This window comes from Streptomyces sp. NBC_00045 (assembly GCF_045041095.1).
In the GTDB taxonomy this organism is placed as follows: domain Bacteria; phylum Actinomycetota; class Actinomycetes; order Streptomycetales; family Streptomycetaceae; genus Streptomyces.
In genome coordinates this window covers 207,482-234,424 of the sequence record NZ_CP108272.1, presented here as the reverse complement: position 1 = coordinate 234,424, position 26,943 = coordinate 207,482, and the positions used below count along the sequence as shown (strand labels likewise).

General features: G+C 70.6%; 25 protein-coding genes and 1 pseudogene. 14 read left to right on the top strand and 12 right to left on the bottom strand.

The genetic code is table 11. The features are described from left to right. Positions 1 to 141: 141 nt before the first annotated feature. Together OHA65_RS36925 and OHA65_RS36920 are read left to right on the top strand one after the other, a co-directional pair. On the top strand, positions 142 to 753 hold the full coding sequence (locus tag OHA65_RS36925) for a GNAT family N-acetyltransferase (protein WP_327286212.1): 612 nt from the start codon (positions 142 to 144) through the stop codon (positions 751 to 753). Beyond that, positions 750 to 1,796 carry a S66 peptidase family protein gene (locus OHA65_RS36920; RefSeq protein ID WP_327286211.1) on the top strand — a complete coding sequence of 349 codons (1,047 nt, stop codon included), beginning with the start codon at positions 750 to 752 and terminating at the stop codon, positions 1,794 to 1,796. The genes OHA65_RS36925 and OHA65_RS36920 overlap by 4 nt, the downstream gene beginning before the upstream one ends. Before the next feature lie 373 nt (positions 1,797 to 2,169). Here the strand turns inward: OHA65_RS36920 and OHA65_RS36915 are convergent, their stop codons facing one another. Further along, complete coding sequence (locus OHA65_RS36915; protein WP_328765526.1) at positions 2,170 to 3,291, bottom strand: serine hydrolase domain-containing protein; 1,122 nt, start codon at positions 3,289 to 3,291, stop codon at positions 2,170 to 2,172. A gap of 38 nt (positions 3,292 to 3,329) precedes the next feature. Next, entirely contained in the window at positions 3,330 to 4,001 is a 672-nt protein-coding gene (locus OHA65_RS36910) for a DUF4097 family beta strand repeat-containing protein (RefSeq protein WP_327286549.1), read from the bottom strand. A 253-nt stretch (positions 4,002 to 4,254) separates the two neighbouring features. On the opposite strand from OHA65_RS36910, the gene OHA65_RS36905 reads away from it, so the two are divergent. Beyond that, complete coding sequence (locus OHA65_RS36905; protein ID WP_329316766.1) at positions 4,255 to 4,992, top strand: MarR family transcriptional regulator; 738 nt, start codon at positions 4,255 to 4,257, stop codon at positions 4,990 to 4,992. A gap of 5 nt (positions 4,993 to 4,997) precedes the next feature. Here the strand turns inward: OHA65_RS36905 and OHA65_RS36900 are convergent, their stop codons facing one another. After that, positions 4,998 to 5,513 (bottom strand): DM13 domain-containing protein, encoded by a 516-nt coding sequence (locus OHA65_RS36900; protein WP_331736322.1) that lies wholly within the window; start codon positions 5,511 to 5,513, stop codon positions 4,998 to 5,000. 192 nt (positions 5,514 to 5,705) lie between these two features. On the opposite strand from OHA65_RS36900, the gene OHA65_RS36895 reads away from it, so the two are divergent. The 3 genes from OHA65_RS36895 to OHA65_RS36885 all read left to right on the top strand — a co-directional run bounded on the left by OHA65_RS36895 (position 5,706) and on the right by OHA65_RS36885 (position 10,534). Next, positions 5,706 to 6,746, top strand: a complete 1,041-nt coding sequence (locus OHA65_RS36895) for a vWA domain-containing protein (RefSeq protein ID WP_329316762.1) — start codon at positions 5,706 to 5,708, stop codon at positions 6,744 to 6,746. Between the two features lie 103 nt (positions 6,747 to 6,849). Next, positions 6,850 to 8,535 carry a PKD domain-containing protein gene (locus tag OHA65_RS36890; RefSeq protein ID WP_405763550.1) on the top strand — a complete coding sequence of 562 codons (1,686 nt, stop codon included), beginning with the start codon at positions 6,850 to 6,852 and terminating at the stop codon, positions 8,533 to 8,535. A gap of 142 nt (positions 8,536 to 8,677) precedes the next feature. Then, positions 8,678 to 10,534: an ABC transporter ATP-binding protein gene (locus OHA65_RS36885; protein WP_331736318.1), complete on the top strand. Its 1,857-nt coding sequence runs from the start codon at positions 8,678 to 8,680 to the stop codon at positions 10,532 to 10,534. Positions 10,535 to 10,547: 13 nt separating this feature from the next. On the opposite strand, the gene dacB is transcribed toward OHA65_RS36885, so the two are convergent. Both dacB and OHA65_RS36875 read right to left on the bottom strand, forming a co-directional pair. Continuing rightward, entirely contained in the window at positions 10,548 to 12,170 is a 1,623-nt protein-coding gene (dacB, locus tag OHA65_RS36880; protein ID WP_331735088.1) for a D-alanyl-D-alanine carboxypeptidase/D-alanyl-D-alanine-endopeptidase, read from the bottom strand. Positions 12,171 to 12,273: 103 nt separating this feature from the next. Next, a complete protein-coding gene (locus OHA65_RS36875) occupies positions 12,274 to 13,068 on the bottom strand; it encodes an SDR family oxidoreductase (protein WP_331735085.1) in 795 nt (264 codons plus the stop codon). Between the two features lie 150 nt (positions 13,069 to 13,218). On the opposite strand from OHA65_RS36875, the gene OHA65_RS36870 reads away from it, so the two are divergent. Then, positions 13,219 to 13,800, top strand: a complete 582-nt coding sequence (locus OHA65_RS36870) for a helix-turn-helix domain-containing protein (RefSeq protein WP_327286202.1) — start codon at positions 13,219 to 13,221, stop codon at positions 13,798 to 13,800. Here OHA65_RS36870 and OHA65_RS36865 read toward each other — a convergent pair. After that, a complete protein-coding gene (locus tag OHA65_RS36865) occupies positions 13,760 to 14,905 on the bottom strand; it encodes an alpha/beta hydrolase fold domain-containing protein (RefSeq protein ID WP_331736316.1) in 1,146 nt (381 codons plus the stop codon). The two genes, OHA65_RS36870 and OHA65_RS36865, sit on opposite strands and share 41 nt — an antisense overlap. A gap of 182 nt (positions 14,906 to 15,087) precedes the next feature. On the opposite strand from OHA65_RS36865, the gene OHA65_RS36860 reads away from it, so the two are divergent. Beyond that, positions 15,088 to 15,561, top strand: coding sequence for a hypothetical protein (locus tag OHA65_RS36860; RefSeq protein ID WP_327286200.1), 474 nt, complete (start codon positions 15,088 to 15,090; stop codon positions 15,559 to 15,561). A gap of 29 nt (positions 15,562 to 15,590) precedes the next feature. Here OHA65_RS36860 and OHA65_RS36855 read toward each other — a convergent pair whose 3' ends face one another. Continuing rightward, positions 15,591 to 15,983, bottom strand: a complete 393-nt coding sequence (locus OHA65_RS36855; RefSeq protein ID WP_327286199.1) for a nuclear transport factor 2 family protein — start codon at positions 15,981 to 15,983, stop codon at positions 15,591 to 15,593. 99 nt (positions 15,984 to 16,082) lie between these two features. Between OHA65_RS36855 and OHA65_RS36850 the strand changes: the two genes are divergently transcribed. Further along, positions 16,083 to 16,526, top strand: a complete 444-nt coding sequence (locus OHA65_RS36850) for a MarR family winged helix-turn-helix transcriptional regulator (protein ID WP_327286198.1) — start codon at positions 16,083 to 16,085, stop codon at positions 16,524 to 16,526. A 248-nt stretch (positions 16,527 to 16,774) separates the two neighbouring features. Beyond that, a complete protein-coding gene (locus OHA65_RS36845) occupies positions 16,775 to 17,683 on the top strand; it encodes a ribosome-inactivating family protein (protein WP_327286197.1) in 909 nt (302 codons plus the stop codon). Between the two features lie 17 nt (positions 17,684 to 17,700). Here the strand turns inward: OHA65_RS36845 and OHA65_RS36840 are convergent. Together OHA65_RS36840 and OHA65_RS36835 are read right to left on the bottom strand one after the other, a co-directional pair. Next, positions 17,701 to 18,580, bottom strand: a pseudogene (locus OHA65_RS36840) (IS5 family transposase). A 152-nt stretch (positions 18,581 to 18,732) separates the two neighbouring features. After that, entirely contained in the window at positions 18,733 to 19,341 is a 609-nt protein-coding gene (locus OHA65_RS36835; protein ID WP_327286196.1) for a DJ-1/PfpI family protein, read from the bottom strand. Positions 19,342 to 19,543: 202 nt separating this feature from the next. Between OHA65_RS36835 and OHA65_RS36830 the strand changes: the two genes are divergently transcribed. The 3 genes from OHA65_RS36830 (at position 19,544) to OHA65_RS36820 (ending at position 23,148) form a co-directional block, all read left to right on the top strand. Continuing rightward, complete coding sequence (locus OHA65_RS36830; protein WP_331729778.1) at positions 19,544 to 20,992, top strand: DHA2 family efflux MFS transporter permease subunit; 1,449 nt, start codon at positions 19,544 to 19,546, stop codon at positions 20,990 to 20,992. Positions 20,993 to 21,440: 448 nt separating this feature from the next. Next, entirely contained in the window at positions 21,441 to 21,905 is a 465-nt protein-coding gene (locus tag OHA65_RS36825) for a hypothetical protein (RefSeq protein ID WP_327286194.1), read from the top strand. A gap of 106 nt (positions 21,906 to 22,011) precedes the next feature. Then, on the top strand, positions 22,012 to 23,148 hold the full coding sequence (locus OHA65_RS36820; RefSeq protein ID WP_331736314.1) for a pentapeptide repeat-containing protein: 1,137 nt from the start codon (positions 22,012 to 22,014) through the stop codon (positions 23,146 to 23,148). Positions 23,149 to 23,190: 42 nt separating this feature from the next. Here OHA65_RS36820 and OHA65_RS36815 read toward each other — a convergent pair whose 3' ends face one another. After that, entirely contained in the window at positions 23,191 to 23,676 is a 486-nt protein-coding gene (locus tag OHA65_RS36815) for a helix-turn-helix domain-containing protein (RefSeq protein WP_327286192.1), read from the bottom strand. A 159-nt stretch (positions 23,677 to 23,835) separates the two neighbouring features. Between OHA65_RS36815 and OHA65_RS36810 the strand changes: the two genes are divergently transcribed. Continuing rightward, a complete protein-coding gene (locus tag OHA65_RS36810; protein ID WP_331736312.1) occupies positions 23,836 to 24,738 on the top strand; it encodes an aminoglycoside phosphotransferase family protein in 903 nt (300 codons plus the stop codon). A 105-nt stretch (positions 24,739 to 24,843) separates the two neighbouring features. On the opposite strand, the gene OHA65_RS36805 is transcribed toward OHA65_RS36810, so the two are convergent. Next, positions 24,844 to 25,707, bottom strand: a complete 864-nt coding sequence (locus OHA65_RS36805) for a sigma-70 family RNA polymerase sigma factor (RefSeq protein ID WP_331736563.1) — start codon at positions 25,705 to 25,707, stop codon at positions 24,844 to 24,846. A gap of 81 nt (positions 25,708 to 25,788) precedes the next feature. Continuing rightward, positions 25,789 to 26,874, bottom strand: coding sequence for an alpha/beta hydrolase (locus OHA65_RS36800; RefSeq protein WP_331729767.1), 1,086 nt, complete (start codon positions 26,872 to 26,874; stop codon positions 25,789 to 25,791). Positions 26,875 to 26,943 lie beyond the last annotated feature (69 nt).

Here is a 26,943-nt window from a genome sequence, read left to right as displayed (position 1 = left end):
AGCGGTGCGTGGGTCTGGTCCGCGCCGTCGCCGCGTCGTCGGGGCCATCGTGGCGACTGCAGCGAAGTGATCACGCGCACGTTGCGGAGGCTACCCGAAAGGCAGTTGCGGCGGCCGGGGCCAGCTGTTCGGATCGCTCCCATGGATGCCCGCCTGGAAACCGACCGGATGACGCTGCGCCGCTTCACCGGGGCGGACGTCGATGACCTGGCCGCCCTGCACGGTCACCCCGACGTCATGCGGCACATCGACGACGGCCGCCCCGTGGCCCGCGCCGTGGTCGAGCAGCAGACCCTTCCGCGGTTCCTCCGTGAGTACCGGGAACTTCCCGGCGGGCACGGCTGCTTCGCCGCGGCGGAGAAGGGCTCGGGTGCGTTCCTCGGCTGGTTCTCCCTGCGTCCGGCGACCAGCGTCGGTCTCGACGGCGGGACGGAACTGGGCTACCGGCTGCTGCCTTCGGCCTGGGGCCGCGGGTACGCCACCGAAGGCGCGCGGGCTCTGGTGTCGCGGGCCTTCACCGACCTGGGCGCGGAGCGGATCGTGGCCACCACGATGACCGTCAACGCCGCTTCCCGCCGGGTGATGGAGAAGGCGGGCCTCTCACTGGTCCGCATCTTCTTCGAGGAGTGGCCCGAGTACATCGAGGGGGCCGAGCACGGCGACGTGGAGTACGCGATCACGCGCGAGGCCTGGACCGGCACCAGGAACACGCCCACGACCAGGAACGCGATCAGGAACAGGAACGGGCAGTGACCACTCCCGCGTATCCCCCCAAGCCCGTACCCGGCGACCGCATCGCGGTCATCTCGCCCTCGTCCGGCCTGCCGGGGCTCCTCCCGCTGCCGTACGAGCTGGGGCTCACGCGGCTGCGCGAGGATTTCGGGCTGGAACCGGTGGAGTACCCGGCCACGCGCAAGATGGGCTCCACACCCCGGGAGCGGGCCGACGACATCCACGCCGCGTTCGCCGACCCGACCGTGAAGGCGGTGATGGCCTCCATCGGCGGGGAGGATCAGATCACCGTGCTTCCCCTGCTGGACCGCGAGCTGATCCGCGCCAACCCCAAGCCGTTCTTCGGCGCGAGCGACAACACGAACCTGCTGCTCTTCCTGCACAACCTCGGCATCGTCGGCTATCACGGCGCCTGCGTGATGACCGAGATCGGCCGCCCGTACGCCCTCCACCCCCTGACCGCCGACTCGGTGCGTGCGGCCCTGTTCACGTCGGGCCCGTACGAACTCCGCCCGGCCCGGCGCTACCGCGACACCGACCGTGACTGGGCCGACCCGGCCACCTTCGCCACGGAACCGGACTCCCAACCGGGTGACGGCTGGATCTGGCACCGGCCCGACCGGCTCGTCGAGGGCCGTTCCTGGGGCGGCAACCTGGAGATCCTGTCGTGGCTCCTGATGGCCGACCGCGAGATCGAACGCGTCCCCGCCGCGTACGAGGGCCGCGTGCTGTTCCTGGAGACGTCGGAAGAGATGCCGAGCGCGGAAGACGTCTTCCGGATCCTGCGCAACATGGGCGAACGGGGCCTGCTGGAGCGCTTCCCGGCCCTGTTGACGGGCCGCGCCAAGGCGTGGTCCTTCCAGCAGCCGAACGACGCGGACGCAAAGCGGCGCTACGCCACCGAGCAGCGCGAGGCGGTGCTGCGCGCGCTGGCGGCGTACGCTCCGCGCACCATGGCGGTGTTCGACGTCGACCTGGGGCACACCGATCCGCAGCTCGTGGTCCCTTACGGCGGATCGGTCAGCGTGAACGGCCCGGAGCGCCGGATCACGGTCACGTACTGACACCACCTTCCACGCGGGTCTCACCCGACTCCAACCAGGGCTCGGAGACCGTCCCCGTACGTGCCCCAGGCGGGCAGCTCGCTCGGGTCGAGCTCGGCGAAGACCAGGTCCCGTCCTCGCCGAGTCCAGGGCTGCCGCGCCGCTGCTGCGTATCGGCGGCTACGCCCTGAGCCTGGCCGTCGCCACCGCCCTCTTCCTGGTCTCGGCGGTCGTGTGGAGACCGACGCCGACGTCCACGCGACGCCCCCGCCGACCTGATGTCGATCACCCTCCGTCGCGGCACCCGCCTCGAAAGGCGCACCGCCACCCCGTGAACGGAGGTTCTAGGAGCCGGTCGTGCCGAGCCTGCGCGACAGCCCGTATGTGCCGGCGTTCAGGGCTTCGGCGTGGAGGGGGCGGTGGGGAAGACCGCGGCCGTGAGGGTTCGCGTCGCCTCCTGGTAGGCCCCGGCCAGGGACATCGTGGCGTCGTCCACGTAGTTCAGGGAGGCGGTCAGGGTCTTCTTGCCGTCGGGCGTGCTGTACATCAACCCGCCGTGGCCCGCGATGCCGCCGTTGTGGGTGATGAGGGTGACGCCGTCGCGGCCCGTGTCCTGCACGAACACTCCCAGGCCGTATCCCGCCTTGGGGTGCGTCTCGTACATCTCGGCCAGCAGCGGAGCCGGGAGGAGCCGGCCGCCCGTGAGCGCGGAGATGAAGGTGTGGAGGTCCTGGGTGGTGGAGATCATGTCGCCGCCGGTGGAGATCCAGGAGGGGTTCTGGCGGGTGACGTCGACCGTCTCCTGCCGGCCGGCGTCCTCGTACCGGTAGTAGGCGTGGGCGTGCGGCCCGGAGATGTCCGTCGAGGTCTCCGGTACGACGGTGCCCGACAGCCCGAGCGGCTCCAGGACCAGCCGCTGCATCTCCTCGACGAACGGGCGGCCGGTGGCCCGCTCGACCAGCAACCTGGCCAGGACGTAGTTGGTGTTGGAGTAGCTCCAGTCCGTGCCCGGTGCGAACCGTGCCGGCTTGGACAGCGCCAGCCGTACCAGTTCTTCCGGCCGGTGGGTCTCGAAGCGGTTGTCCACCCATGCGCGGCCCTGCCAGGGGATGCCCGGCACGACGGTTCCGTCCTCGTAGTACTCGCCGGTGAAGTTGAACAGGCCGCTGGTGTGCTGCAGCAGCATCCGTGCCGTGATCCGCCGGTCCAGCCCGAACTCCGCCAGGTGGTCGTCCGCCGGGCCATCCAGCTCGATCCGGCCCTCGGCCACCAGGAGCAGTACGAGGGCCGCGGTGAAGGTCTTGGTGTTGCTGCCGATCCGGAACCGCCCCTCGGTCGGCGGCTTGGCGCTCCCGCCCAACTCACCCACCCCGGCGCTGCCGACCCAGTGGCCGCGCTCGTCGTGCACCCGCATCGTCACCCCGGTGAAACCGGAATCGACGATGGCCTCGATGGCCTGCTGCAGCTCCGGGCGGTCCTGCCCCGCGGAGACGGATTCGGAGACGGATTCAGGCATGATCGTTTCCCTTCCCACTGTCGTCGTTCCGCCGGCGCTCAGAGGCTGCGGGCGGTGATGTCGCCCTGGGTGGTGGTCGCGTGGATGCCGAGGGCGGCGTCGGGACCGTCGGCGTTGGTGAGGGTGTTGTGGATCCGGCCGTAGGCGGTGCCGGCGTCGAGGGTGGCGGAGGTTCCGCGGGCGGCGCCGACCGCGATGTCGCCCTGCTGGGTGTTCAGGGTGACCGTGCCGCGCACGGCCTCGGTGATCCGGATGTCGCCCCTGGCGGTGCTGATCTCGGCCGGGCCTCCCAGGCGACCGATGGTGACGTCACCGTCGAGGAGGGTCAGGCGGGCGCCGGCGGCCTCGTCGATCCTGACCGGGCCCTGTGCACCGTCGAAGGTGACCTCTCCGAGGCGCCCGACGCCGCGGAGTTCGACGGCGGCGGTCTTCGCCTCGACGTGGGAGCCGGCGGGCAGTTGGACCGTGACCTCCAGGGATCCGGAGGCACCGAAGAGCTGGTTCTTCGCTTCCGGAGCGGCGATCCGCAGGACCCCGTCGCGGTACTCGACCGTGGTCTGCTCGGCCGCCTTCACGTCACGGCTCTTCGAGGCGTTCGCGGGCAGGACCTCCACCGTGGTGTCCGTCCGGTCCGCCGCGATGAACCGGACCAGCCCCGCGGGGACGTCCAGGACGGCGGAGACGGGGGCGGGGGTGTCGAACTTCAGCATCATGCACTCCGGGTTTCTGTATCGCGCACCTCTTGGCGCGCTGTTTCCGATGACAGAAACACTACGTTGCGTTCATCAATACGAGAATAGCCAGATTGCATTGCATTGCCATTACACCAGGTCAGAGGCGCACAATCATTGCAATGGAATGACACCTAACGCAATGAACCTCCACCCTACCGTTGCAATGGGATGAAGCTGAACGCTAAGCTGGAGGCGTCCGGGGCCACCAACGACCGCAAAGGAGACCGCGATGCCGGGAGGCAGGCTCACCCAACAGGAGCGCCGACAGATCGCCCTGGGGGTGACCGACGGACTCGCCTACGCGGAGATCGCCCGGCGCCTCGACCGTCCGACGTCCACGGTCACGCGCGAGGTGATGCGCAACGGCGGCCCCACCGCCTACCGCGCCGAGTCGGCCCACCGCGCCACCGAACGCCGTGCGCAGCGGCGCCGGCAGCCCGTGCCCCTGGGGCCGCAGGCACCCGGGCGGGCCGACGGGCCCGACGCCGAAGCCGTGCGCGAGTACGAGGAGGAGACCTTCACCACCGTCCTCATGCAGACGGGCATGCCCAGGATGACGGCACGGGTGCTGGCCTGCCTCTGCACCAGCGACAGCGGCAGCCTCACCGCGGCCGAACTCGTCCGGCGCCTCCAGGTCAGCCCGGCCTCCGTCTCCAAGGCGATCGCCTTCCTCGAAGCCCAGGGCCTGATCCGCCGGGAACGCCACGAAGGCCGCCGCGAGCGCTACGCCGTCGACGACGACGTCTGGTACCAGTCCACGGTCGCCAGTGCCCGCGGCACCGCCCGGCTCGCCGACATCGCACGGCAGGGCGTCGGCGTCCTCGGCCCCGGCACCCCTGCCGGCGCCCGCCTCGAAAACATCGCCCGCTTCGTCGACTTCGTCTCCGAGAGCATCGTCCGCGCCGCCGACCAAGCGCGCGACATCCTTCACACCCGACCCGAAACGGCCCCGGACAGCGGGGCCTGAGCCGCTCAGGTGGACAGTAGGGGTGCTGCGCCGAACGAGACGTCGAAGCGGTCGCACCAGATGGTGACGCTGCTGTAGTCGGCGATGTTCACCTCGGCGGGGACGGTGTAGTTCTGGTCGCCCTTGTTGCCCTTGAGCTTGCCGAGGCTCACGTGCTTGCCGTCGGCGAACACGCGCCAGCCGTCCACCCCTTCCTTCACCGGTGCGTCGCTGAGCCAGACGCGCAGGTCGGGGCCGTTGCTCGTTTCGAGGTTCTCCAGGCGCAGGGTGTGTGAGCCGTCCGGGAGCCGGACGAGCTTCGCCATGCCCGTGGTGCTGTGCTCGTGGCTGATCAGTACGCCGGCGGCGACGGTCCGCGCGGCGGGGGCGGCACTGCTCGCTCCGGTGGGGGCGCCGTGCGCGGTCGGTGAGGCCTCCCGGACCGTCTGGTCCTGCCACAGCTTCCACGGCTGGAACCAGTACAGACCCGCGCCCAGCACCACCACGGCAGCGATCAGAGCAGTGACCATGCGTCGTGTCATGACGATCCTTCATCCATCCTCGGCAGTACGTGACGGTCATTCAACGCGGCAGCGAGGCCGCAGACCATCCGCGGACCGATGACGAAACCCTTACGGCGTGCGCGCACCTGCGTCGGGCACGGCCGCTCCCCCTCGATTGTCAGTGGTGGGTGAGAAGGTTGGAGCATCCAGTCGGAAAGAGGGGGAGCTTCCATGTCCGGAAACCAGAACTACATCAATCACGTTGCTCTTGTGTTGGATGCCAGTTCTTCGATGTCGCATCTGAACCGTAAGGTCGTCGAAGTCGCCGACCAGCAGATTGCATATCTGGCGCGCCGGTCGCAGGAATTGGACCAGGAAACCCGTGTCACGGTGTACGTCTTCGCCGACAAGGTGGAGTGCATCATCTACGACAAGGACGTGCTGCGGATGCCGTCCCTGAAGCAGCTCTACCGGGTCGGTGGCATGACGGCTCTGCTGGCGGCCACGCTGAAGTCGCAGCGGGAGCTGGCGCAGACGGCGCAACTGTACGGCGACCACAGCTTCCTGACGTTCGTGCTGACCGATGGGCAGGAGAACGCGAGTCACCGCTGCGTGGACGCCCCTTCCAAGGACCCGCGTGAACTGGTGCAGGCCGTGTCGCAGCTGATCGCGACGCAGGCGGACAACTGGACGCTGGCCGTCCTCGTGCCGGACCAGATGGGCAAGCGCGAGGCCATGCAGTGCGGTTTCCCGAAGGACAACATCGCCATCTGGGACGCCACGAGCACGCAGGGTCTGGAAGACGCCGGCGAGGTCATCAAGCAGGCCACCGAAAAGTTCATGGTGGGCCGCTCCCAGGGCATTCGGGGATCGCGGGCAGTGTTCTCCATGGGTGCGGACACGGTGAACGAGGACACCATCAAGGCGGCCGGTCTCACCCCGGTCGATCCGTCGGGATACCAGCTGATTCCGGTGGCTCGTGACGCGGGAATCCGGGAATGGGTCGTCGAATCCGGGAACACTTATCGCACCGGTTGTGCGTTCTATCAGCTGAGCAAGTCGGAAAAGGTCCAGGCGCGGAAGCAGATTGCGGTGCTGGAGAAGAAGACGGACCGCGTGTTCACGGGACCGGAGGCGCGTGCCCTGCTCGGCCTGCCGGACGTGGAGGTCCGCGTCAAGCCCGACCACAACGACGACTTCACGATCTTCGTGCAGAGCACCAGCGTGAACCGGAAGCTCGTACCGAACACGCGGCTCCTGCTCATGAGCTGACGCCTCGGAACCTACCGGGTGGGACCGGGGGTGACATGTAGGCTGACTACGACTTTTGTGAACAAGTTCAGGAATTGGGGGGCCGGTGTACCGACACCGCGTCATGATCTCCGCTGCCGTCGTCGCGGCAGCAATCGGCTTCATACCCGCCACCGCGCAGGCGGCGGGGCCGTCCGCCGAGCCCGGCCGGTCCACGGCCACGGCCGGTTCCGCGCAGAACACCTCCGCACAGAACACCTCCGCGCAGGATGCCTCCGCGCAGGATGCCTCCGCGCAGGATGCCTCCGCGCAGGCGGCGGCCAAGGATGCCGCCGCGAAGGACACCGCCGCGAAGGGCGCCAACGCCAAGGCCGGCAACGCCGGAGCCGAGTACTTCGAGGTGGGCATGGGGACGTCCACCTCCTACGCGCACACCATCGGACTGGCGACCTCCGTCAGCACCGACCAGGCCAACAGCTACGCCTGGTACACCGTCGACTGGGGCGACGGCACCACCAACGAGGAGTTCGGCAAGGCCGACGAGCTCGTCTACCTCAAGCACACGTACGCCGAGGTCGGCTCCCACAAGATCACGATCACGGCGACCGACAAGATCGCCAAGCTGACGTCCACCACCACCAAGGACGTCGTCGTGGACGGCTCCGAGTTCACCCCGCACGCGCCCACCCGGCTGCTGGACACCCGTGACGGCACCGGCGCGCCGGCCGCCGGCCCCGTCGGTGCGAACGGCACGACCCGGGTGAAGGTCGTCGGCAACGGGGGCATCCCCGCCGGGGTGACCGCCGTGGCGCTGAACATCACGGCCACCAACGCCTCGGCGGGCGGGCACGTCATCGCGTACGCCTCCGGCAAGAAGCAGCCGGCCACCTCGAACGTCAACTTCGCGGCGGGGCAGACCGTCCCGAACCTGGCGATCGTGCCGGTCGGTGAGGACGGGTACGTCGAGCTGGCCAACCGCAGCGTGGGTTCGGTGGACCTGATCGCCGACGTGACGGGCTACTTCACCCGCACCGCAGCCAGTGGCTACACCTCCGTCAAGCCGTCCCGGCTCGTCGACACCCGGCAGGGGCTCGGCACGGCCATGGGCCAGGCCGCAGCGCAGAGCACCTTCGGCGTGCAGATCGCCGGTCAGGGCGGGCTGCCGGCGGGCGTCACGGCCGTGGCCCTCAACGTCACGGTGACCGACCCGAAGGGCGCCGGTCACCTGACCGCCTTCCCGAGCGGCCAGCAGGCGCCGTCCACGTCGAGCGTGAACTTCGCCGCCGGGCAGACGGTCGCCAATGCGGTGATCGTGCCCGTCGGGCCGGACGGAAAGATCAACATCCGCAACGGCGCCTGGAGCCCGACCGACGTGATCGTGGACGTCACCGGCTACTACAGCGCCGACGGCAAGGCCGCCTACCTGCCGATGGAGCCCGAGCGCAAGTACGACTCGCGGGCCGGCAGCTTCCCCCTGCCCCTCGCCGGCCAGAAGTACCACACCGAGACCGTGTGGACGTCGGGCAGGGCGCTGGAGGCCCTCGTCCTGAACACGACGGTGACCAACCCGCAGGGCAGCGGGCACCTCTCGGTCGCACCGGACCCGAACACCATGGACGACTACATCTCCGGCAAGGCGGTCAAGCCGACCCCGCCGGACTCGTCCGTCCTGAACTGGACGCCGGGCGCCACCGTCTCCAACCTGGTCCAGGCGAGCACCGGAACCACCGGTGTCATCGACTTCTGGAACCGGGGCTGGGATCAGACCGACCTGATCGTCGACCTGTACGGCATGTACGACAAGAACTGACCTGAAGCGCTGCTCGACGGCCGCCCGCCCCTTCCGGGGGCGGGCGGCCGTCTTTGTCACCCACACGGAAAACGCTTGGACGGCGTCGATACCGGCGCGGGACACTGCGAATTCCGCTACTGGACGACTACACAGGGTTGCCATGGAACCGTCTGCATCACGAGGAGGCCCACCCGGCAGGGGATCGGTGGTCCTCGCACTTCGTTACTACGGCAGGGAGTTGGCGCGGCTGCGGTGGTGGACGGCGCCCGCCATGCTGCTGCCTGCCGTCGGCAACATCGGGATCAACTACATCGCGCCGCTGATCGTCGCGAAGCTCGTCGGCCGGATCGCCGACGATACCGCCGGCGGTCTCGGCCTGGGGCCGGCGCTCCCGTACGTCCTCGCCTTCGCCGGTGTCCTGCTGCTCTCCGAGGCCGCGTGGCGCGCCGGCCTGCACTGCCTGAACCGGCTCGACGCCCTCGGGATCGAGAGCCTGTACGTCATCGGCATGGACGAGCTGTTCGCGAAGGACGCCGCGTTCTTCCACGACAACTTCGCCGGTTCACTGACCAAGCGGGTCCTGAGCTTCGCCTCCCGCTTCGAGGAGTTCGTCGACACGCTGACCTTCTCGGTCGTGGGCCGGTTCGTGCCGCTGCTGTTCGGGGCGGTGGTGCTCTGGCGCTACGAACCGCTGCTCGTCGTCGCGCTCCTGGTCATGATCGCGGTGACGGGGGTGTGCGTCCTGCCCCTCGTACGGCGCCGTCAGGCGCTCGTCAACCGGCGCGAGGAGGCGATCGCCCGGGTGTCGGGGCACGTCTCCGACAGTCTGATGAACATGGACACCGTCCGCGCGTTCGGTGCGGAGGACCGCGAGGCCGCCGAGCACCGCTCGCGGGTGGCGCGCTCGCGCGGGCTCATGCTGCGTTCGTGGGACTACGGCAACCTGCGGATCGACACCGTCGTCGCTCCGATGTCCGTGGTGACCAACGCGCTGGGCCTGCTGCTCGCCGTGACGGCCGTATCGGTCTCCGGGGCCCGGCAGGGGCACGGCGTGGAAGCGGTCGTGGTCGCGTTCACGTACTACTCCAACGCCACGCGGATCATGTTCGAGTTCAACCAGATCTACCGGCGGGTGGAGAGCTCGATGACGGAGGCCTCGCAGTTCACGCAGCTGCTGCTGACGCCGCCCACCGTACTCGACCCGCCGTCGCCGGAAGCGGCGCCGGAGCCGGAACGGGCCGGCGCGGTGCGGTTCGAGAAGGTGACCTTCGCGCACGCGGGCGCGGAGCCTTTGTTCGAGGGGCTGGAGCTGGCCGTGCCCAGCGGGGCGAAGATCGGGCTGGTGGGCCGGTCCGGCGGGGGCAAGACCACGCTGACCCGGCTGCTGCTGCGGATGACGGACATCGATTCGGGCCGGATCCTGATCGGCGGTCAGGACATCAGCAGGATGCGCCAGCGTGACCTGCGCGCCCTGATGGCCTACGTTCCGCAGGACCCGGCGATGTTCCACCGCACGCTGCGGGAGAACATCGCGTTCGCCCGGCCGGGCGCCACCGACGCCGAGGTCCGCCGTGCGGCCGAGGCGGCGCACGTCACGGAGTTCGCCGACGCGCTGCCGGACGGCCTCGACACCATGGTCGGTGAGCGCGGCGTGAAGCTGTCCGGCGGGCAGCGCCAACGGGTCGCGCTCGCCCGAGCGATCCTGCGCGACGCGCCGATCCTGCTGCTCGACGAGGCGACCAGCGCCCTGGACTCGGAGAGCGAGATCCTCGTCCAGGAGGCGCTGTGGCGCCTGATGGAAGGGCGGACCGCGCTCGTGGTCGCGCACCGGCTGAGCACGGTGGCCCACATGGACCGGCTCGTCGTCCTCGACCGCGGCCGCATCCTCGAACAGGGCACGCACCGGGAGCTGCTGGCCTGCGACGGCACCTACGCGAAGCTGTGGCAGCACCAGTCGGGCGGCTTCCTCGACGACGCGCCCTCCCCCGCCCCCTCGCCCTCTTCGGATCTGCGGTGATCCGCCGGTCCGGTCACGGCGACTCCTGGAGGTACGCGGCGATCAGGGCCAGGTCGTTGGCGATGGACAGGACGTCGACGGGGTCGGCGGTCGGGGTGGAGGCACCGTTGACGCCCGCGTAGAAGGTGTCGAAGCGGCCGCCGCCCTTGTCGAGGTAGCCGGCGATGGTGATCGCGCCGACGGCCAGCCGGTCGTTGAGGGAGTCCCCGCCGACTGCCGCACCGGTCTTGCCGAAGACCTTCCCGCGCGCCGGGCAGCTGCGGCAGTTCTCGGCCAGCAGACCGTCGACGCCGAGGATGGGCAGGGCCTCCCGGAAGCGTTGTGCGTCCGGGGTGCGCTGCCAGTACGCCAGCATCTGCACCAGTGCCCGGGGGGTGGCCCGGTCGGCGGGGTTGCCGCCGCGGCCGTCCATGAGTTCGGCCTGCTTGCGGTCGACGCCGGCCCGGTCCAGGAAGCCGGCGAGGACCGGGAAGCCGTCGGCGCACTGGTGGCTGCCGGTGGTGACGGCCATGAGGCAGATGCCGAGGTTGGCGCCCAGGTTGTGGCTGACCTTGAGGATGAGCTTGGCGTACTGGTCATAGGGGGGTGAGGTGTACGCGGCCACCCGCGGGCGGCCGTCGTACGAACGCGGCAGCCGGGCGGCGGGGTTGGGGCCGCTCGCGTCGGCGGTGACCCGTACGCCGGCCCGGGCGAGCGCCTCGATGAGCGCGGTGCGGCCGAAGGTGTTCGGGTCCGTGATGGGAGAGGTGCGCAGCAGCGGCTTGGCGTCCGCCGCGATGGTGCCGGACAGCAGGATGCGGGTGCCGCCGTCGGTGGCGGTCACGGTGATGTTCGTGGGTTGGCCGGCGGCGACCGTCTTGACCGTGGAGCTGACCCGGTACGGGGCGACCTTGGGACGCCAGTCCAGGCGGGCGGCGGCGCCCGCCCGGTCGCCGGGCGTGGTCAGCAGGTCGATGAGGTTGTCGTTGATGATCAGCGGGGTCGGGGTGGGGACGAGGACCGTGTCGGGGGCGAAGAGGCGGCTGTCGACGATGACGTCGCCCTCGACGCGGGTGATGCCGGAGGCGCGGACCTGCCGGGCGAGCTGGTCGATGCCGGCGAGGGGGTTCTCCGGGGTGAGGGTGGCTCCGGGGAAGTCGTTGGCGTAGGTGTGGTCGAGGTCGGTGTACGCCACGGTGCCGTCGGGCCGCGTCCGGCCGCCCAGGGTGAGGTCACCCTGGGCGACGAGGTCGAGGTCGCCGGTCAGCGTGGCGCCGTTGCGGTCGCCGACGGCGTAGACGGGCGTGACGAAGCGGTGGTCCGTGCCGAGGGTGCGCCAGGTACCGGAGACGGGGAACAGTTTCGCGGTGGAACCGGGGATGAAGAACTGCTCGGGGAACATGCTGTGCAGCACCCGCCCGTTGGCCGGCTCGGTCTGCAGGAGTCCCCACTGGGCGTGCCGGTACTCGGGCTTGCGCATGATCGCCGTGATGCGCGGGTCGAGCCGGCCCGGGTCGCCCGCATCGCCGTACGGCCACGGCGAGGGAGCGGGCGCGGCACGGGCGCCCGTACCCGAGGCGAGTGTCAACAGCAGCAGGGCGGCGAAGACGGCGGCCGCCCGGCGCCGTATCGCCGCAGCGCGTATCGGATGTCCCACAGCGCGCTCCGTTCGTCGCGGCTGTCATCTCCCGAGGCTCCGGGGCCTGTGAACAGGGTGGCACGGCACGATCCGGCGCGCACGTCACCCCGGGTGGACGCTGCTAGTCCTGCGCGGTGGGGCGGACGACGATGTCGCCCACGTCCACGTTGTCCGGCTGTTCGATGGCGTAGGCGATGGCGCGGGCTATGGCGTCCGGCGGGATCGCCGTCCTGTCCATGCGGGCGCGGACCTGGGCCTGCATCTGCGGTGGCATGGAGTCCGCGAATTCCGTGCGGGTGATGCCCGGCGAGACGACCGTGACGCGCAGGCTGTCGCCGGCCTCCTGGCGCAGGCCCTCGGAGAGGGTGCGTACGGCGTTCTTGGTGGCGGCGTACACCGCCTGGCTCGGGACGATCCGGAGTCCGGCCGTGGAGACGACGTTCACGAAGTGGCCGGAGCCCAGCTCGCGGAAGACCGGCAGGGCCGCGGCGATCCCGTACAGGACGCCCTTGAGGTTGACGTCGATCATCTTCTCCCAGTCCTCGACGCGGAGCTCGTCCAGCGGGGAGATCAGGCCGACCCCGGCATTGCCGACGAGGACGTCGATCCTGCCGAAGCGGTCGCAGGCCAGGTCGACGAGGCCGGTCAGGTCCTCGCGGAGCGTGACGTCGGTGCGGATCCACGCGGCTTCGCCGCCGGCCTGCTCGATGCGGGCGGCGAGGGCTTCGAGCCGCTCCGTCCGGCGCGCGCCGAGGACGACCTTGGCGCCGCGTTCGGCGAGCAGCAGGGCGGTCGCCTCGCCGATGCCGCTGCCGGCGCCCGTGATGGCGACTACCTTGCCTCGGATCCTTCCTTCGTTCTCGACTTCGTTCTTTCCGTCGTTCTTGCCTTCGTTCTTGCCTTCGATACCCGCCATGATCGGCACGTCCTTCCTCGACTTCCTCGGTGAATACGGGCAGGCCAGGGCATGCCCTAGAGTTAAGTGGAGGCGCCACCACTTAATGGAGACTAAGCGGGCGCGCCTCCACTTAGCAACCGACGGAGAGCGAAAGGACGGCCGACGCCGATGGGTCGGGACGCAGCACGCCCACTGAGGGCCGACGCGCAGCGCAACAGGGACAAGATCTTGGCCGCGGCGGTACGCGTGTTCACCGAGGAGGGTCTGGACGCGCACCTCGAACGCATCGCCAGGGAGGCGGGCGTGGGAACTGCGACCCTGTACCGCAACTTCCCCACCCGCGAGGCGCTCGTCGAGGCGGCCTACCGGAACGAGTTGGCGCAGCTGCGCGATGTCGTGCCCGAGCTGCTCGCGACGGGGTCGCCGTACGAGGCGCTGCGCGCATGGACCCGCCTCTTCATGGACTACGCCACGGCCAAGCTCGGCATGGCCGATGCACTGCGGGCCATCGCCGCTTCGGGGAGCAACCCGTACGCCCACAGCCACGACATGGTCCAGAGCGCCATCACCGAGTTGATGGACGCGTGTGCCGGGGCCGGGGCGATCCGGACCGACATCGGCCCGACCGACATGTTCGCGGCGCTCGCCGGTATCGCCCTCACCTCGGCGAGGCCCGAACAGCGGGAGCAGGCCGAACGCCTGCTGGACCTCACCCTGGACGGACTGAAGCGCACTCCGTCGGCACGTTGAGGAGGCGGCGCAGCCAGCGGGTGCGGGCCTCGCGGGCGTCGCGGGTGAGGGCCGCGTGCGGTGCCAGGCCGTCGAAGCCGTGGTAGGCGCCGGGCCACACGTGCAGTTCGGCCTGGCCGCCGGCCTGCCAGATGGCGTTCGCGTACGCCACGTCCTCGTCCCGGTAGATCTCGGCCGACCCCACCTCGATGTAGGCCGGGGGGAGTCCGGAGAGGTCCGTGGCACGGGAGGGGGCGGCGTAGGGCGGCAGGTCCGCGGCGCCGTGGCGCTCGCCCAGCAGGGCCTTCCAGCCGGTCGTGTTGGAGGTGAGGTCCCATACGCCGAGGCCGGTCATCTGGTGGCTGGAGAAGGTCTCGCCGCGGTCGTCGAGCATGGGGCACAGCAGCAGTTGACCCAGGGCGGCGGGGCCGCCGCGGTCACGGGCCAGCAGTGCGAGGGCCGCCGCGAGGCCGCCGCCCGCGCTCTTGCCGCCGATGACGATGCGGTCGGCGTCGATGCCCAGTTCGGCCGCGTGGCCGGCCGCCCAGTGGAGTCCGGCGTAGCAGTCCTCCAGCGGCGCCGGGTACCGGGCCCCCGGCGCCAGACGGTACTCCACCGAGACGACGGCCAGCTGCAGGGGCAGTGCCCACTCGCGCAGGATCCCCGGGAGTACGGACCAGGCGTTGCCCATGACCATGCCGCCGCCGTGCATGTAGTACAGGAGGGGCAGCGGGCCGGCGAGCCCGGCCGGGCGCGCGCTGACGAGGGTGACGTCGGGTGAGTCCGGGGGACCCGGTACGCACAGTTCCGTCACCTCGAAACGGCCGTCGGCACGCAGGTCCCCGGCCGTGGGCCGGGGGCGGGAGACGGCGTCCCGCTGCTGCCGGGCCGCGAGGTTGTGGGGGGTGATCGGCTCCCTCGCCGCGTCGTCCAAGGCCTCCAGCGCGACGCGGAGTTCGGGGTCGAAGGGGGGTACGGGGGTGGTGACCGGGGCCGGTCCCGATGCCGGGGCCGATGCCGGGGCCGGGGCGGAGGCCGGTGCCGGTGCCGATGCCGGTGCCGATGCCGGGGCCGGTGCCGATGCCGGGGTGCGGTCGGCCCCCGCCGGGGCGCGGCGGACGCTCATGACTCGTCTTCCTGTCCGATGAGACCCATACGGCGCATCCCATCACGCGCCCGCCCCAACCTCCGGTGCCGGGTCGGCGCATGACAGCTGTCATAAGGCACGCGTGACCCCGGGCTCTGCCCCCGAGGCCCCTCCCCCGGCCAAAATAATGATCATCAAACCAATCACGGGGGCGCAGCACCATGGACATCCTGAAGAAGAAGACCGCGCAGGGCGCACCGGCCGAAGCGATCGACACCAGCACGATGACACCGGCCGACTACCGGCTTCCGCTGTGGTTCTTCGGCTTCGAAGGCGTTCTCGCGGCCGCCTTCGACATCCTGAAGGCCTTCCCTTCGGCGTGGCCCGTGCTGCTGATCCTGCTGGCCGTGAACATCACCGTCTCGCTGACGATGATGCGCAGGCGGCTCAAGCTCGCCAAGGCGCTGTGGCGCGGCAAGGAGACCCGCAGGGTCGCCATCGCGCTCGTCGCCCTGCGGATCGGCAGCCACTTCGTCCTCAACGCCCTTGGCCTGGCCGTCACTTCGACCCTGGGCCACGTGCTCTTCGCGGTCGTCATGGCTGCGGTGACGATCGGTCTGCTCGGCTACTCCCAGCAGACCGCCATCCGCGCCCTGACCACCACCCCCGCCCCGGCCCCCCGCCCCACCGCCTGACCACCGCACGGCGGCGAACCGGACCTCGGTCAGCGGGCGCTGCCGAGGGTGCGGTCGGCGGCGGAGCCCTGGAGCATCAGGGTGGTTTCCTCGATGCGGCTGAAGCGGCCGTCGGGGGCGAGGTCGGCGAACACGTAGACCTCCATGCGCACGGTCGAGCCGTCCTCCTTCGTGATGTCGACGGTGTGCCGGTCGGCGTACCGGCTGCCGTCGTACAGCTCCTCGTGCACCTCCACGCGGCCACCGGCGACGACGCCGCGCACGTGGGTGATGTGCTCGATGAACTCGGCCCGGTCGGCCCACTCGCCGTCCGTGCGCTGGCGGTACTCCGGGGTGAAGTGGAGGTCGGCGGCCTCCTGGACGGTGATGTCGCGGTTGAAGATCAGGTCGTTGAGGGCGGCCTCGATACCGGTGCGCGTCATGGGAGTTCCTTTGCAGGACGAAGGAAAGTGCGTGCGTTTCGCACGCATCTCGATCACGGTAGCACCGATCGCGTGCGCCGCGCACGCTATTCTTGGGGCGTGGAGAACGAAGTAGGTCACGAGATCGCAGACGCGCTGGGCATCCTGCTCAGGCGCACCACCCGTACGCAGCTGCACCGGCAGCTCACCGAAGGCATGGGCGAGGGGGTGGACGAACAGACCTACCCGGTCCTCAGCGCACTGGCCCGGACCGGCCCCCGCAGCGCCGCCGACCTGGCCCCCGACGTCGGAATCGACCGCTCCGGCGTCACCCGCCGAGCCTCCCGACTGGAGGCCGCCGGCCTCATCCGGCGCGAGGCGGACCCCACCGACCGGCGCGCGCACCTGCTCGTCCTCACCGAGCAGGGCCGATCCGCGGTCGCGGAGCTGCGTACGCGGCTGGCCGCGCACATCATGAGCAGCCTGTCGGGGTGGCCGCCGGGCGAGGCCGCGAAGTTCGCCCACCAGCTACGCCGCTTCACCGCCGAGGGGCCCTTCGCCTAGGGCCTGTCGTCAGAGTGGCTGCGGGCGCCCCGAGCCAGCCGGGACTTTGACGGCAGGGCTTGGTGCCGGGAGCTTCCCGGACGCGCTCGTCGTCCGTCCCGTGCACGTACGGGACAGAGGGCGTGCGCTGGGGGGCAACGGCGGTGCGGGAGCGCGCACATGCTGGATCGAGCGGCACATGCCCGCTTCGCGTCCAGCCGCAGCGGTCGACCACACCCCGTCTGGACCCGGCCATTCGAGAGGGAACCGTGTTCAAGAAGACTTACTCCGCGCTGCTGTCGCTGACGGCCGCCACCGCGATCCTTGCGTCCACGGCCGTCACGGCCTCCGCGGCGGCCGCCCCCGACGGCGGGACGGCCGGGGTGAGCCGGGTTCAGGCCCAGGCCCAGCCGCAGACCGCCGCAGCCTATTCCGTTATCAACTGGGACATCACCGGCATCACCAACGGGGCAGGTGAGCACGCCGGCCGCTACTGGAACCTGATCGACGCGATCCACCGCAGCAGCTACGGAGATTCGACCGAGGTCGGCGGCGGGCTCGTCGAGCAGACCACGCGCAACACCAACCGGCTGATCCAGGTACGGGTGCTCAACGAGGGGGCCGACCTGGTCTCCGTCTACCTGTGGGCCGACAATCTCTACGTCGCGGGCTTCTACTCCCCCGGCGCCAACCGGCACTGGGCCTTCCAGGACGGCCGCCAGGGGCAGTTCCAGCAGGACCTGGGCGTGACGGCGCGCCTCATGCCGCGCAACGGCAGCTACGCCAGCCTGAACGGCGGGTCCACCCGCGAGAACCTGAACCTCGGCTCCACCAACATCTTCAACGCGCTCCGCGACCTGCACAACCTCGGGGACTGGGACGAGACGCGCGCGGACCGGGGCATGCTGATGGCGATCACCATCTTCTCGGAAGCCGCCCGCTTCGGACCGATCATGAACCGCGTCTACGGCAACATCAACGGCTACACCGCCTACCAGCTGAGCCCGGACTACGCCCAGCTGGAGAACCAGTGGGGGGCCCTCTCCCGGGCCGCGCACAGCTGGCACACGGGCCAGCCGGCCTCGGTGCGGGTGATCGGAAACAACGTCACGAGTTTCGCCAGCTTGCGGCGGGTCGTCGGCTTCGTGGAGCTCCACGGCTCGGAGGCGCTGCTCTAGGAGTTGGCGTCCAAGTGTCAGGCCCACATCAGGAGCGATGCGAGGGTGACAGCTGCTTGGTAGGACTGCGCGGTCTTGTCGTACCTGGTGGCGATGCCGCGCCACTGCTTGAGCCGGTTGAAGCACCGTTCCACGACGTTGCGGTACTTGTAGGTCTCACGGTCGAAGGCCGGTGGACGACCGCCGAGACTGCCGCGCCGGGCCCGATTCCGGGCCTGGTCGACCCGCTCGGGAATGGCTAGGCCGCGCCGCTGCTTGAGCTTGTTGATGCGCCGCTCGACGGTGTTCCGCTGCTTGTCGGCCTCGCGGTCGAAGGCCGGCGGACAGCCCCTGCGCCTGCCGAGCCGCCTGGGGTTGGCGGCCTGGTCGGCGGGCTGCGGGCTGCGGGCTGCGGGCTGCGGGCTGCGGGATCACCACTCGGACGCCCCGCCGCCGCAGATGGCCGCGGATCGCGCGGGACGAGTACGCCTTGTCGGCCAGGACCACGTCCGGTGCGACCGTGGGGCGGCCGATCCGCCGGGGCACCCTTGTCTGGGCCATGACCTGGGCGAACGCTGGTGCGTCACCCGCCTGGCCGGGTGTGATGACGAACGCTAGCGGCCGGGCCGGCACCGCCCGTCGGCCGCAGGGTGGATCTTCGTGGTCAGTCCGCCGCGGGACCGTCCGAGGGCATGGTTGACCGGCTCGCCGGCCGGGGCCCCTTTTGACGGGCCCTGGCAGCGTGCTGATGGGCACGCACGATCGTGGAATCGACCGCGACGACCCGGTCGAGGTCGCCCTCGCCTCGGCGTCGGCCTGCGCGAGCAGGGCGGTGAAAACCTTCGCCCAAGTGCCGTCGGCCGCCCACTTCCACAACCGGTCGTGCGCGCCCTTCCACGACCCGAAGTGCTCGGGCAGGTCCGGACGCCGGCGGGCTGCGGGGCGCGCGAGTCCGGTCGGGGGCTGGGCCCGATCGCCGCCCTCAGCCAGTCCTGGGGCATCGCCACCGACGGGACCGGCAAGTGGCTCTGGTTCCGCCTGGGCGCCTCCGCGGACACCGCCCGAGCGCGTCAGCGCAGGGCGGGCTCTCCCGCGCGGACGGCACGCACGGCGCGCTCGACCGTCTCCTGCTGCTCGCCGACCGGGGCCGCGTAGCCGATCGCACCGCGCGCGGCCTCCTCGCCGAGCGTACGGGTGATCACCCACGTTGCGAGGTACTGCGAGGCCAAGCAGCCACCCGCCGTGGCGATGTTGCCCACGGCGTGGAACGGCGCGTCCAGCACGGTCACGCCGCAGGCCTCGACGTACGGGCGGCTCATCAGGTCCGCGCACGCCGGCGTCCCGTCCAGCAGCCCGAGCCGGGCGAGGACGAGCGCGCCGGAGCACTGCGAGCCGATCAGCTGGCGCGCGGGGTCCAGGGGCAGCATGGAGAGCAGCCGGTCGTCGGCGACCACGTCGCGCGTCTTCACACCGCTGCCGATCAGTACGACGTCGGCCTCGGGAATGAACTCCATGGGGCGCTGGCCCGTCACCTCGACGCCGTTCATCGACGTGACCACGGGCGTCGGCGTGGTGATGAAGGCTTCGAGGCCGTCCTTGCGGCAGCGGTTGATCAGCGCCGAGGCGATGAAGCTGTCGAGCTCGTTGAACCCGTCGAAGGTGACCACGGCTACCTGCATCACAACTCCCTGCGTGTGGCGTGCGGGTGGCCAGCCTGCCATGCGGGGCGGGCCCGGACACGGGCCAATCCCCACCGATTGGCATGCCGATCAAGGCAGCATCATCTTTTTTGATGCATCAGAATTGATACATCAAGATTGATGGGATATTTTCGTGTCGTGGCCACCGGAGGATGCCGGGGCGCGGACGGAGGGGCGGGACATGCGCAAGTGGGCCGGCAATCCCTGGGCGGTACTGGTGACCGTGTCGTTGGGGTTCTTCATGACACTGCTGGATCTGACCATCGTGAACATCGCCATCCCCGAGATGATCGACGCCCTGGGGGCCACCCTCGACCAGACCCTGTGGGTGGTCAGCGGGTACGCGCTGGTGCTCGCCGTACTGCTGATCACCGCGGGCCGACTCGGGGACCTGTGGGGACAGCGCAGGCTCTTCGCCTCCGGAGTGGTGGTGTTCACGCTCGCCAGCGTGGCGTGCGGGCTCGCGCCGAACGCAGGGCTGCTGATCGCGGCCCGCGGGCTGCAGGGACTGGGCGCGGCACTGTTGGCGCCCCAGACGATGGCGCTGATCGTCTCGGTCTTCCCCGCGCAGCGGCGCGGCACGGCCATGGGCATCTGGGGGATGGTCGCCGGACTCGCCACGCTGTCGGGGCCCACGCTGGGCGGCACCCTCGTCTCGACCGTCGGCTGGCGGTGGATCTTCCTGGTGAACGTGCCGATCGGCGTGGCCGCGCTGGTGATGACGTACCTGGTGGTGCCGGACGTGCGGGGCGGGCGGAGCCACCGGTTCGACCTGGTGGGGGTGCTGATCGCGACCGCCGCGCTGTTCTGCCTCGCGTTCGGGCTGCAGGAGGGCGGGCGGTACGACTGGGGCGCGGGGGTCTGGGCACTGCTGGCCGCCGGGGTCGCGCTTGTCGCGGGGTTCCTCGTACACCAGCGCCGCAAGCAGGACCGTGAGCCTCTGGTGCCGTTCGTGCTCTTCCGCGACCGGAACTTCACCGTGATGACCGTGCTCGTGGCGCTGGTGTCGATGGCGATGATCGGGCTGGTGCTCCCCTTCAACCTGTACCTGCAGTCCGTACTGCACATGAGTGCGCTCAAGGCCGGTTTGGTACTCGCGCCGTCCTCGCTCGTGTCGATGGTGACGGGCCCCTTCGCGGGGCGGCTGTCGGACCGGATCGGCGGCAAGTACCTGCTGATGGCCGGGCTTTCGCTGTACGCGGCGGGGATGGTCGCGATCGTGCTGATCGCAGGTCCCGCGACGCCCTGGTACCTGTTCGCCCCGGCGACGGCCGTGACCGGACTGGGCATCGGGTGCGTGGTGGCGCCGATGTCGACCGAGGCCATGCGCCACGTGGAACCGAGGCTCGCGGGGGCGGCCTCGGGAGTGAACAACACGATCCGTCAGATCGGCTCCGTCATCGGGGCGGCCTCGGTCGGGGCACTGCTCCAGGGGCGGCTGGCCGCGGAGCTCGCGGCGGGCGCGACGTACGGGGACGCGTTCCTCGCAGCCCTGCACGTGACGGCGGTCCTGCCGATCGCCGCCCTGGGGATCGCGGTGCTGCTGTGCCTGCTGGTACGCAACCACACGAAGCAGCAGCCGGCCCCGTCGACGCGGAGCTCGGCGGCGCCCGCAGCCTCCGGTGCCTAGGGTCTGGTCTGCTGGGGTGACCGTGCTGGTCGCAGCCGTCGTCGATGGCCGCGACCAGCACGGTCGCGTCGACTTCGGCGACCGGCCGCCGCGCGAGCGGGCGAGGTGGACTTCGCCGGCCGGTCCGCAAGAGCAGCCGGGACCGTGGTAGGACGGGTCGCCGCCTTCCGGACAACACGGCGCGGCAGGAAGGCAGTTGACCGAAAGCGATCTCTGGGGTGATGATCTCCCCCGGGGGAAAATCCACCTCAACCGGGCCGTATGTCAAGCCTTGTTGCAGGTGGGCCGGAGGGGGACATTCCGGGACGGGACCGTTCCACTGCCCTTCGGCTTTGCTTGACCACTGCCTTTGTCGTGCTGTGACGCCAGTCCGCAGCCCGACCGCCCCCGCACGCCTGCGGGTCGGCCGGTCGGCCTGCCGTACCCGCACAGAGACGGAGGAACCATCATGATCGCTTCGCTGAAGACGACCGCTAAGGCCTGCGCCACGGTCGGCGCCGCCGCCGCGCTCGTCCTTTCCGTGACCAGCTCGGCCAGCGCCAACGGCTTGGTCCAGTGGCGGCACGACGTGTCCGGCAAGTGCCTGGCCCAGGACTACTACGACACCGACGTGTGGCTGGCCACCTGCGACGCCCGGGAAGCCAAGTGGTACGACTACGCCAACAACGACGGCACCTGGCTCATGCAGGACTACTACACCAAGGAATGGTGCCTGACCGGGTACGGGAACGACGTCTACATCGAGAAGTGCACCGGCAACGACTGGCAGCGCTGGAGCGAGAACTGGACCGGTAGCGCCTGGAAGCTGAAGAACAAGGCGACCGGGCGCTTCCTGGACTCCAACGGCGGCAACGGGCCGGCCAACGTCTACCTCCACGACGAGAACGACGGCCGCTACCAGCTCTGGCACTGACCGGCACCGGGCGCCCGGCACCGGGCGCCCGGTGCGGTGCCGGGCGGCGCGGTTCCGGGGACGCACGGGTTCAACGAGTTCAGCCTTGCTCTAGGATCCGATGGCTATGGGGGGATCTGTTCGCGGCCGCCGGCGCGCGACTCGCGCCGTCGCCGTGGCCTCGGTCGTGGTGGCCGTGCTGGCCGTGCTGTTCGTTGTGTTCCTGGTCTTTCCGGGGTTGGTGGTGGACCACGACCTGGCCGGTGACCACCTTGGTGCCGCAGAACGGTTGAACGCCGTGAACAACGTGCGCACCACGCTCCTACAGGCGATCGGTGGCGCGGTCGTCCTGTTCGGCGCCTACGCCACCTGGCGGCAGTTGCGCGTCAGCCAGGACGGGCTCAACGCCACCCGGGAGGGCCACGTCACCGACCGTTTCAGCCGGGCCGTGGAACAGCTCGGCAGCGACAAGCTGGACGTGCGGATCGGCGGCATCTACGCACTGTGGCGGATCGCGGACCATTCCGTCCGCGACCACGAGGCGGTCGTCTCGATCATGGCGGCGTACCTTCGGACGCACCTGCCGTGGCCGCCGCAGGAGCCGGGATCTCCGGCGGCGGACGTGTCCATCAACGCAGTGCGCCCGCTGGAGACCCGGGCCGCAGATGCTCAGGTGGCGCTCACCTGCCTCGGGGTCCTTGGTCAGGGACGCGACCCGGGCTGGCTCAACGTCAGCTTCACCGACCTGCGTCGAGCCGATTGCGACGGACTGTGGCTGAACGGCATCAACCTCGACGGCACGTGCCTGGAAGCGGCGAGCGCGTACCAGGTCAACCTGAGTGGGGCGTCACTGATCGCAGCCAATCTGCGGCATGCCGAACTCGGGACCTCGATTCTCCACCAGGTCCGCTGTCTCGAAGCCGATCTGCGCGGCGCACGCCTGGTCAAGGCCGACCTGCATGAGGCGAACTTCTCCGGTGCGGACCTGAGGGAGGCGAATCTGCGCAAGGCCCGTGCCCATGGGGCCGTGTTCGTCCGTGCGGATCTGCGATGCGCCGACCTGCGGGGCTGCGATCTCGGCGGTGCCGACTTGCGGCAGGCGAAACTGGAAGGCGCGCTGGCGAGCGACCTGACGATCTGGCCGACCGGCTTCGACGTTCACACGGCCGGCATCGTCGTCGCCGAGGATCCCGGCGCCGAACCGGACAATCTGCTGCCGGCTGCCGCGATCACGAGGCAGGCCCCACCCCTGCTGTCGACCTGATGTTCGGCCCGACACGACGGCTTCGTCGCGTCGAGTGATGTACTAGCCCGCTCCGGCGGAGCCCGCGTCCGGGGCTTCCAGGGTGAGGCGGGCCAGCACGTCGGGTGAGAGGCGGCGGGCGAGCGCGTCCAACAGGGCGACGACCTCGGCGAGTTCGTCGGGGTCGTCCGTGCCGAGCGCGGTGGACAGGGCGACGTCGATCGGGGCGGCGGCAACCTCCGCCCGCCGGTCGGAGACCTCGGGGTTCTGCCGGACGAGGGTGCGCCGCCGGTCGCCGGGGTCGGTGGCGGTGACCACGGAGCCGGTTTCGCGCAGCCGGGCCACGCACGCGGACACCGCGCTCTGCGGCAGCCCAGAGCGGACAGCGATCTCGCCCACGGTGGTGTCGGGGTGGGCGTACACGTCGAGCATCACGATCAGGACCGACCGCGTGCTCGTCGCGCGCTTGCCGACACCGCCCGTCGGGATGGCCTCTTCGCCGATCTTCATCAGCGTCCGGCCCAGCAGGAAGAGCTGCACTCCGTTCATGCCGCGACCTTACATCAGAACAGATGTATCTAGTTCGATGGAATATGAGGGCACGTGCGGCGCACGGAAAAGCCTTGGCACGGCCCGGTTCCGGGCACGTAGGGTCGTGCGTCCGCTCCGTTCCGGGTCGTCAGCCAGCCAGCTCTGCAGAGGGGTTCGATGTCCAGCGTGAAGATGCATGCCGACGAGGTCGACATCGACGGACCCCTCGTCGGCCGATTGGTCGCGGCGCAGTTCCCGCAGTGGGCGGACCTGGAGGTACGCAGGGTCCGGTCCGCCGGTACGGACCACGCGATGTACCGGCTGGGCGACGACATGACTGTACGGCTGCCGCGCATGCCCGGCGCCGCGGACCAGGTCGACCTCGAACAGCGGTGGCTGCCCCGCCTCGCCCCGCACCTGCCGCTGGCCGTACCGGTGCCCCTGGGGCAGGGGGTCCCGGGCGAGGGCTACCCGTTCGCCTGGTCGGTGTACCGCTGGCTGGACGGCGCGAACCTGTTCGACGAACCGCTCACCGAACTACACGATGCAGCCGCCGGGTTGGGCCGCTTCGTCGCCGCGCTGCGGCGCATCGACACCGCCGGCGCGCCGCGGTCGTTCCGGGGCGGGCCGGTGGGTACCGCCGACGCCGGGGTCCGGGCCGCGATCCGGGACCTGGGCGCCGACGGCACGCTCGACGCGGGGGCCGCGACCGCCGCGTGGGAGGCGGCGCTGCGCGTACCGCAGTGGGACGGCGCGCCCGTCTGGCTGCACGGCGACCTCCTGCCCGGGAACCTGCTGGCCCGGCAGGGCCGGCTCAGCGCCGTCATCGACTTCGGCGGCGTGGGCGTCGGCGACCCCGCCTGCGACACGATGGCGGCCTGGACCCTGCTGTCCGCCGACACCCGCGAGGTGTTCCGCGACGCGTCGGGCGTGGACGACGCCACTTGGGCGCGCGGCCGCGGCTGGGCCCTGCGCTTCGGCGTCACCGCGGAGCACTACTACCGCGTGACCAACCCCGTGCTGGCCCGGGTCGGGCACCGCGCGGCGGCCGAGGCCATCGCCGACCACCAGGCCGCCTGACCCCGGCCGGCCCACCGGGCCGCAGGCCGCCCCCGTCCGCCTTCGCCCGCCGGACCACCGTCCGGCGGGCGAAGGCGGTCGCGGCCTCGGGCGGGGCGGGCGGGGTCAGGCGCCGAAGTCGGCGAGGCCGAGGGCGCGGAGGCGGTCCTGGTCGACGATGACGTCGATCGCGGCGATCTTTCCGGACGTGACCGTGAAGGCCATGAGGGACAGGGGCCCGTCTGCGGAGACGACCACGACTCCGGCCGCGCCGTTGATCAGCGCCGGCCGGACGAACGGGACCAGGCTGCTGTACATGACGGCCTGGGAGGCCACCGTCTCGGCGCCGCGCAGGACGACCGTCCGGCGGGCGCTGCCGGCGAACCCGTCGGAACGCAGGATGACGTCGGGGTCGAGGACGGCGACGAGGGCTTCGAAGCGGCCGTCGCGGGAGGCCTCGAAGAAGGCGTCGACGACCTTGCGCTGGAGGGTGACATCGGGATCGGGGACCGGGGCCTGGCCCTGGACCCGGCGGCGGGCGCGGCTCGCGAGCTGGCGGGTGGCGGCCGGGGTCTTGTCGATCAGCGGGGCGATCTCGTCGAAGGGCACGGCGAACATGTCGTGCAGGACGAAAGCGAGCCGCTCGGCGGGCTGGAGCGATTCGAGGACCACCAGCAGGGCCAGGCCGACGGAATCGGCCAGCATCACCTCGTGTTCGGGGTCGATCACGTCGCCGCGCGTGACGACCGGGTCGGGCATGCGCGTCTCCAGTGGCTCCTCGCGGCGGGTTTCGCGCGAGCGCAGCATGTTGAGGCAGATGCGGGCCACGACGGTGGTCAGCCAGCCGGCCAGGTTCTCGATCTCGTCGGAGTCGGTGCGCTCCAGGCGCAGCCAGGTTTCCTGGACGGCGTCCTCGGCCTCGCTGAGCGAGCCGAGCATCCGGTAGGCGACCGCACGCAGCCGGGGCCGCTCCGCTTCGAAGCGGTCCATCGGCTGAAAACGTACGTCCACCGTCATGTTCCTTTCGTACGGCGCCGGTTCATCGACCCGATTGTCGTACAAGTGTGCCGCTCAGGCCGCGCCCGCCCCTGCCGCCGCGACCACCACCGGCCGGACCCGGGTCAGCATCAGCTCCAGGAACCGGTCCGGGTGGCGGAACGACGCGAAGTGGCTCGCGTCCTCGATCAGCGCGAACTCCTTGACCGGGGCCTCGACCTCGTCGAAGAACGCCCGGGCGCGCTCGGCCGGGGTGATGACGTCCTGGTCGCCCTGGAAGACGAAGAACGGCAGCTCGAAGCGGGTGCCGTCGGCCCGGTCGTCGAACGCGTCCAGTTCGGGGGTGAACCGCGCGGAGAACTTCATGCCCGCGAAGTACTGGCCCAGCTCGCGCAGCGAGTGCAGCGGCGAGAACCACAGCGAGCGCAGGACGACGCTCTTGAGGGTGTCCAGCGTCAGCGGGTCGGAGGCCACGGTCAGCTTGCCGTACGCAGCCCGCTGGTCGGCCGTCAGCCGGTGCGGGTCGCTGCCCATCGCCAGCACTGCGGCGGCGTCCTCGTCCTTGCCGGCCGCGCGCAGCCGGGCCAGGAGCGCCTCGTGGACGGAGGTGTCGCGCCCGGCGTCCAAGACGTTCTGGTCGGTGCCGACGTACGCGGAGTACAGCTCGGGGTGGCTGCGGGCCAGGCGCAGGCCGAAGACGCTGCCGAGCGAGCTCGCCACCAGCACGACCCGGTCGGCGCCGAGCCGCTCGCGGGCGTACCGGGTGACGTCGAGGGCGTCCTCGTACAACCGGCCGAAGCTCAACTCGCCCTGACCCTGCGGTCCGGAGCGGCCGAAGGTCTTGCCCGCACCGCGCATGTCCCAGCGCACGATCGTGAAGTGCGCCTCCCAGGACCGGGTGCGCTCCGCGAAGATCGAGTGGGAGGCGCCGGGGCCCCCGTGGATCTCGACGACCACCGGGTTGGCCCGGTCCTCGCCGCGGATCGAGATCCACTGCTCGATGCCGCCGATGCGGACGAACCCCTGCTCGTCGATGCCGTTCGGGCTGTCGATGCGCAGCAGCCGGGCGCTAACGGCGCGGCGCAGGGCGCGGTGCCCCAGCAGGCCCGTGACGGGCGTGGCGAGCAGGGCGGCGGACGTGGCGAGAACGGTGGCGAGCATGGCGAGCGACCCCCAAGAATTGTGTACCCGATAAACGATTACGTTTATGTTGTATACAGTTCCTGGCGC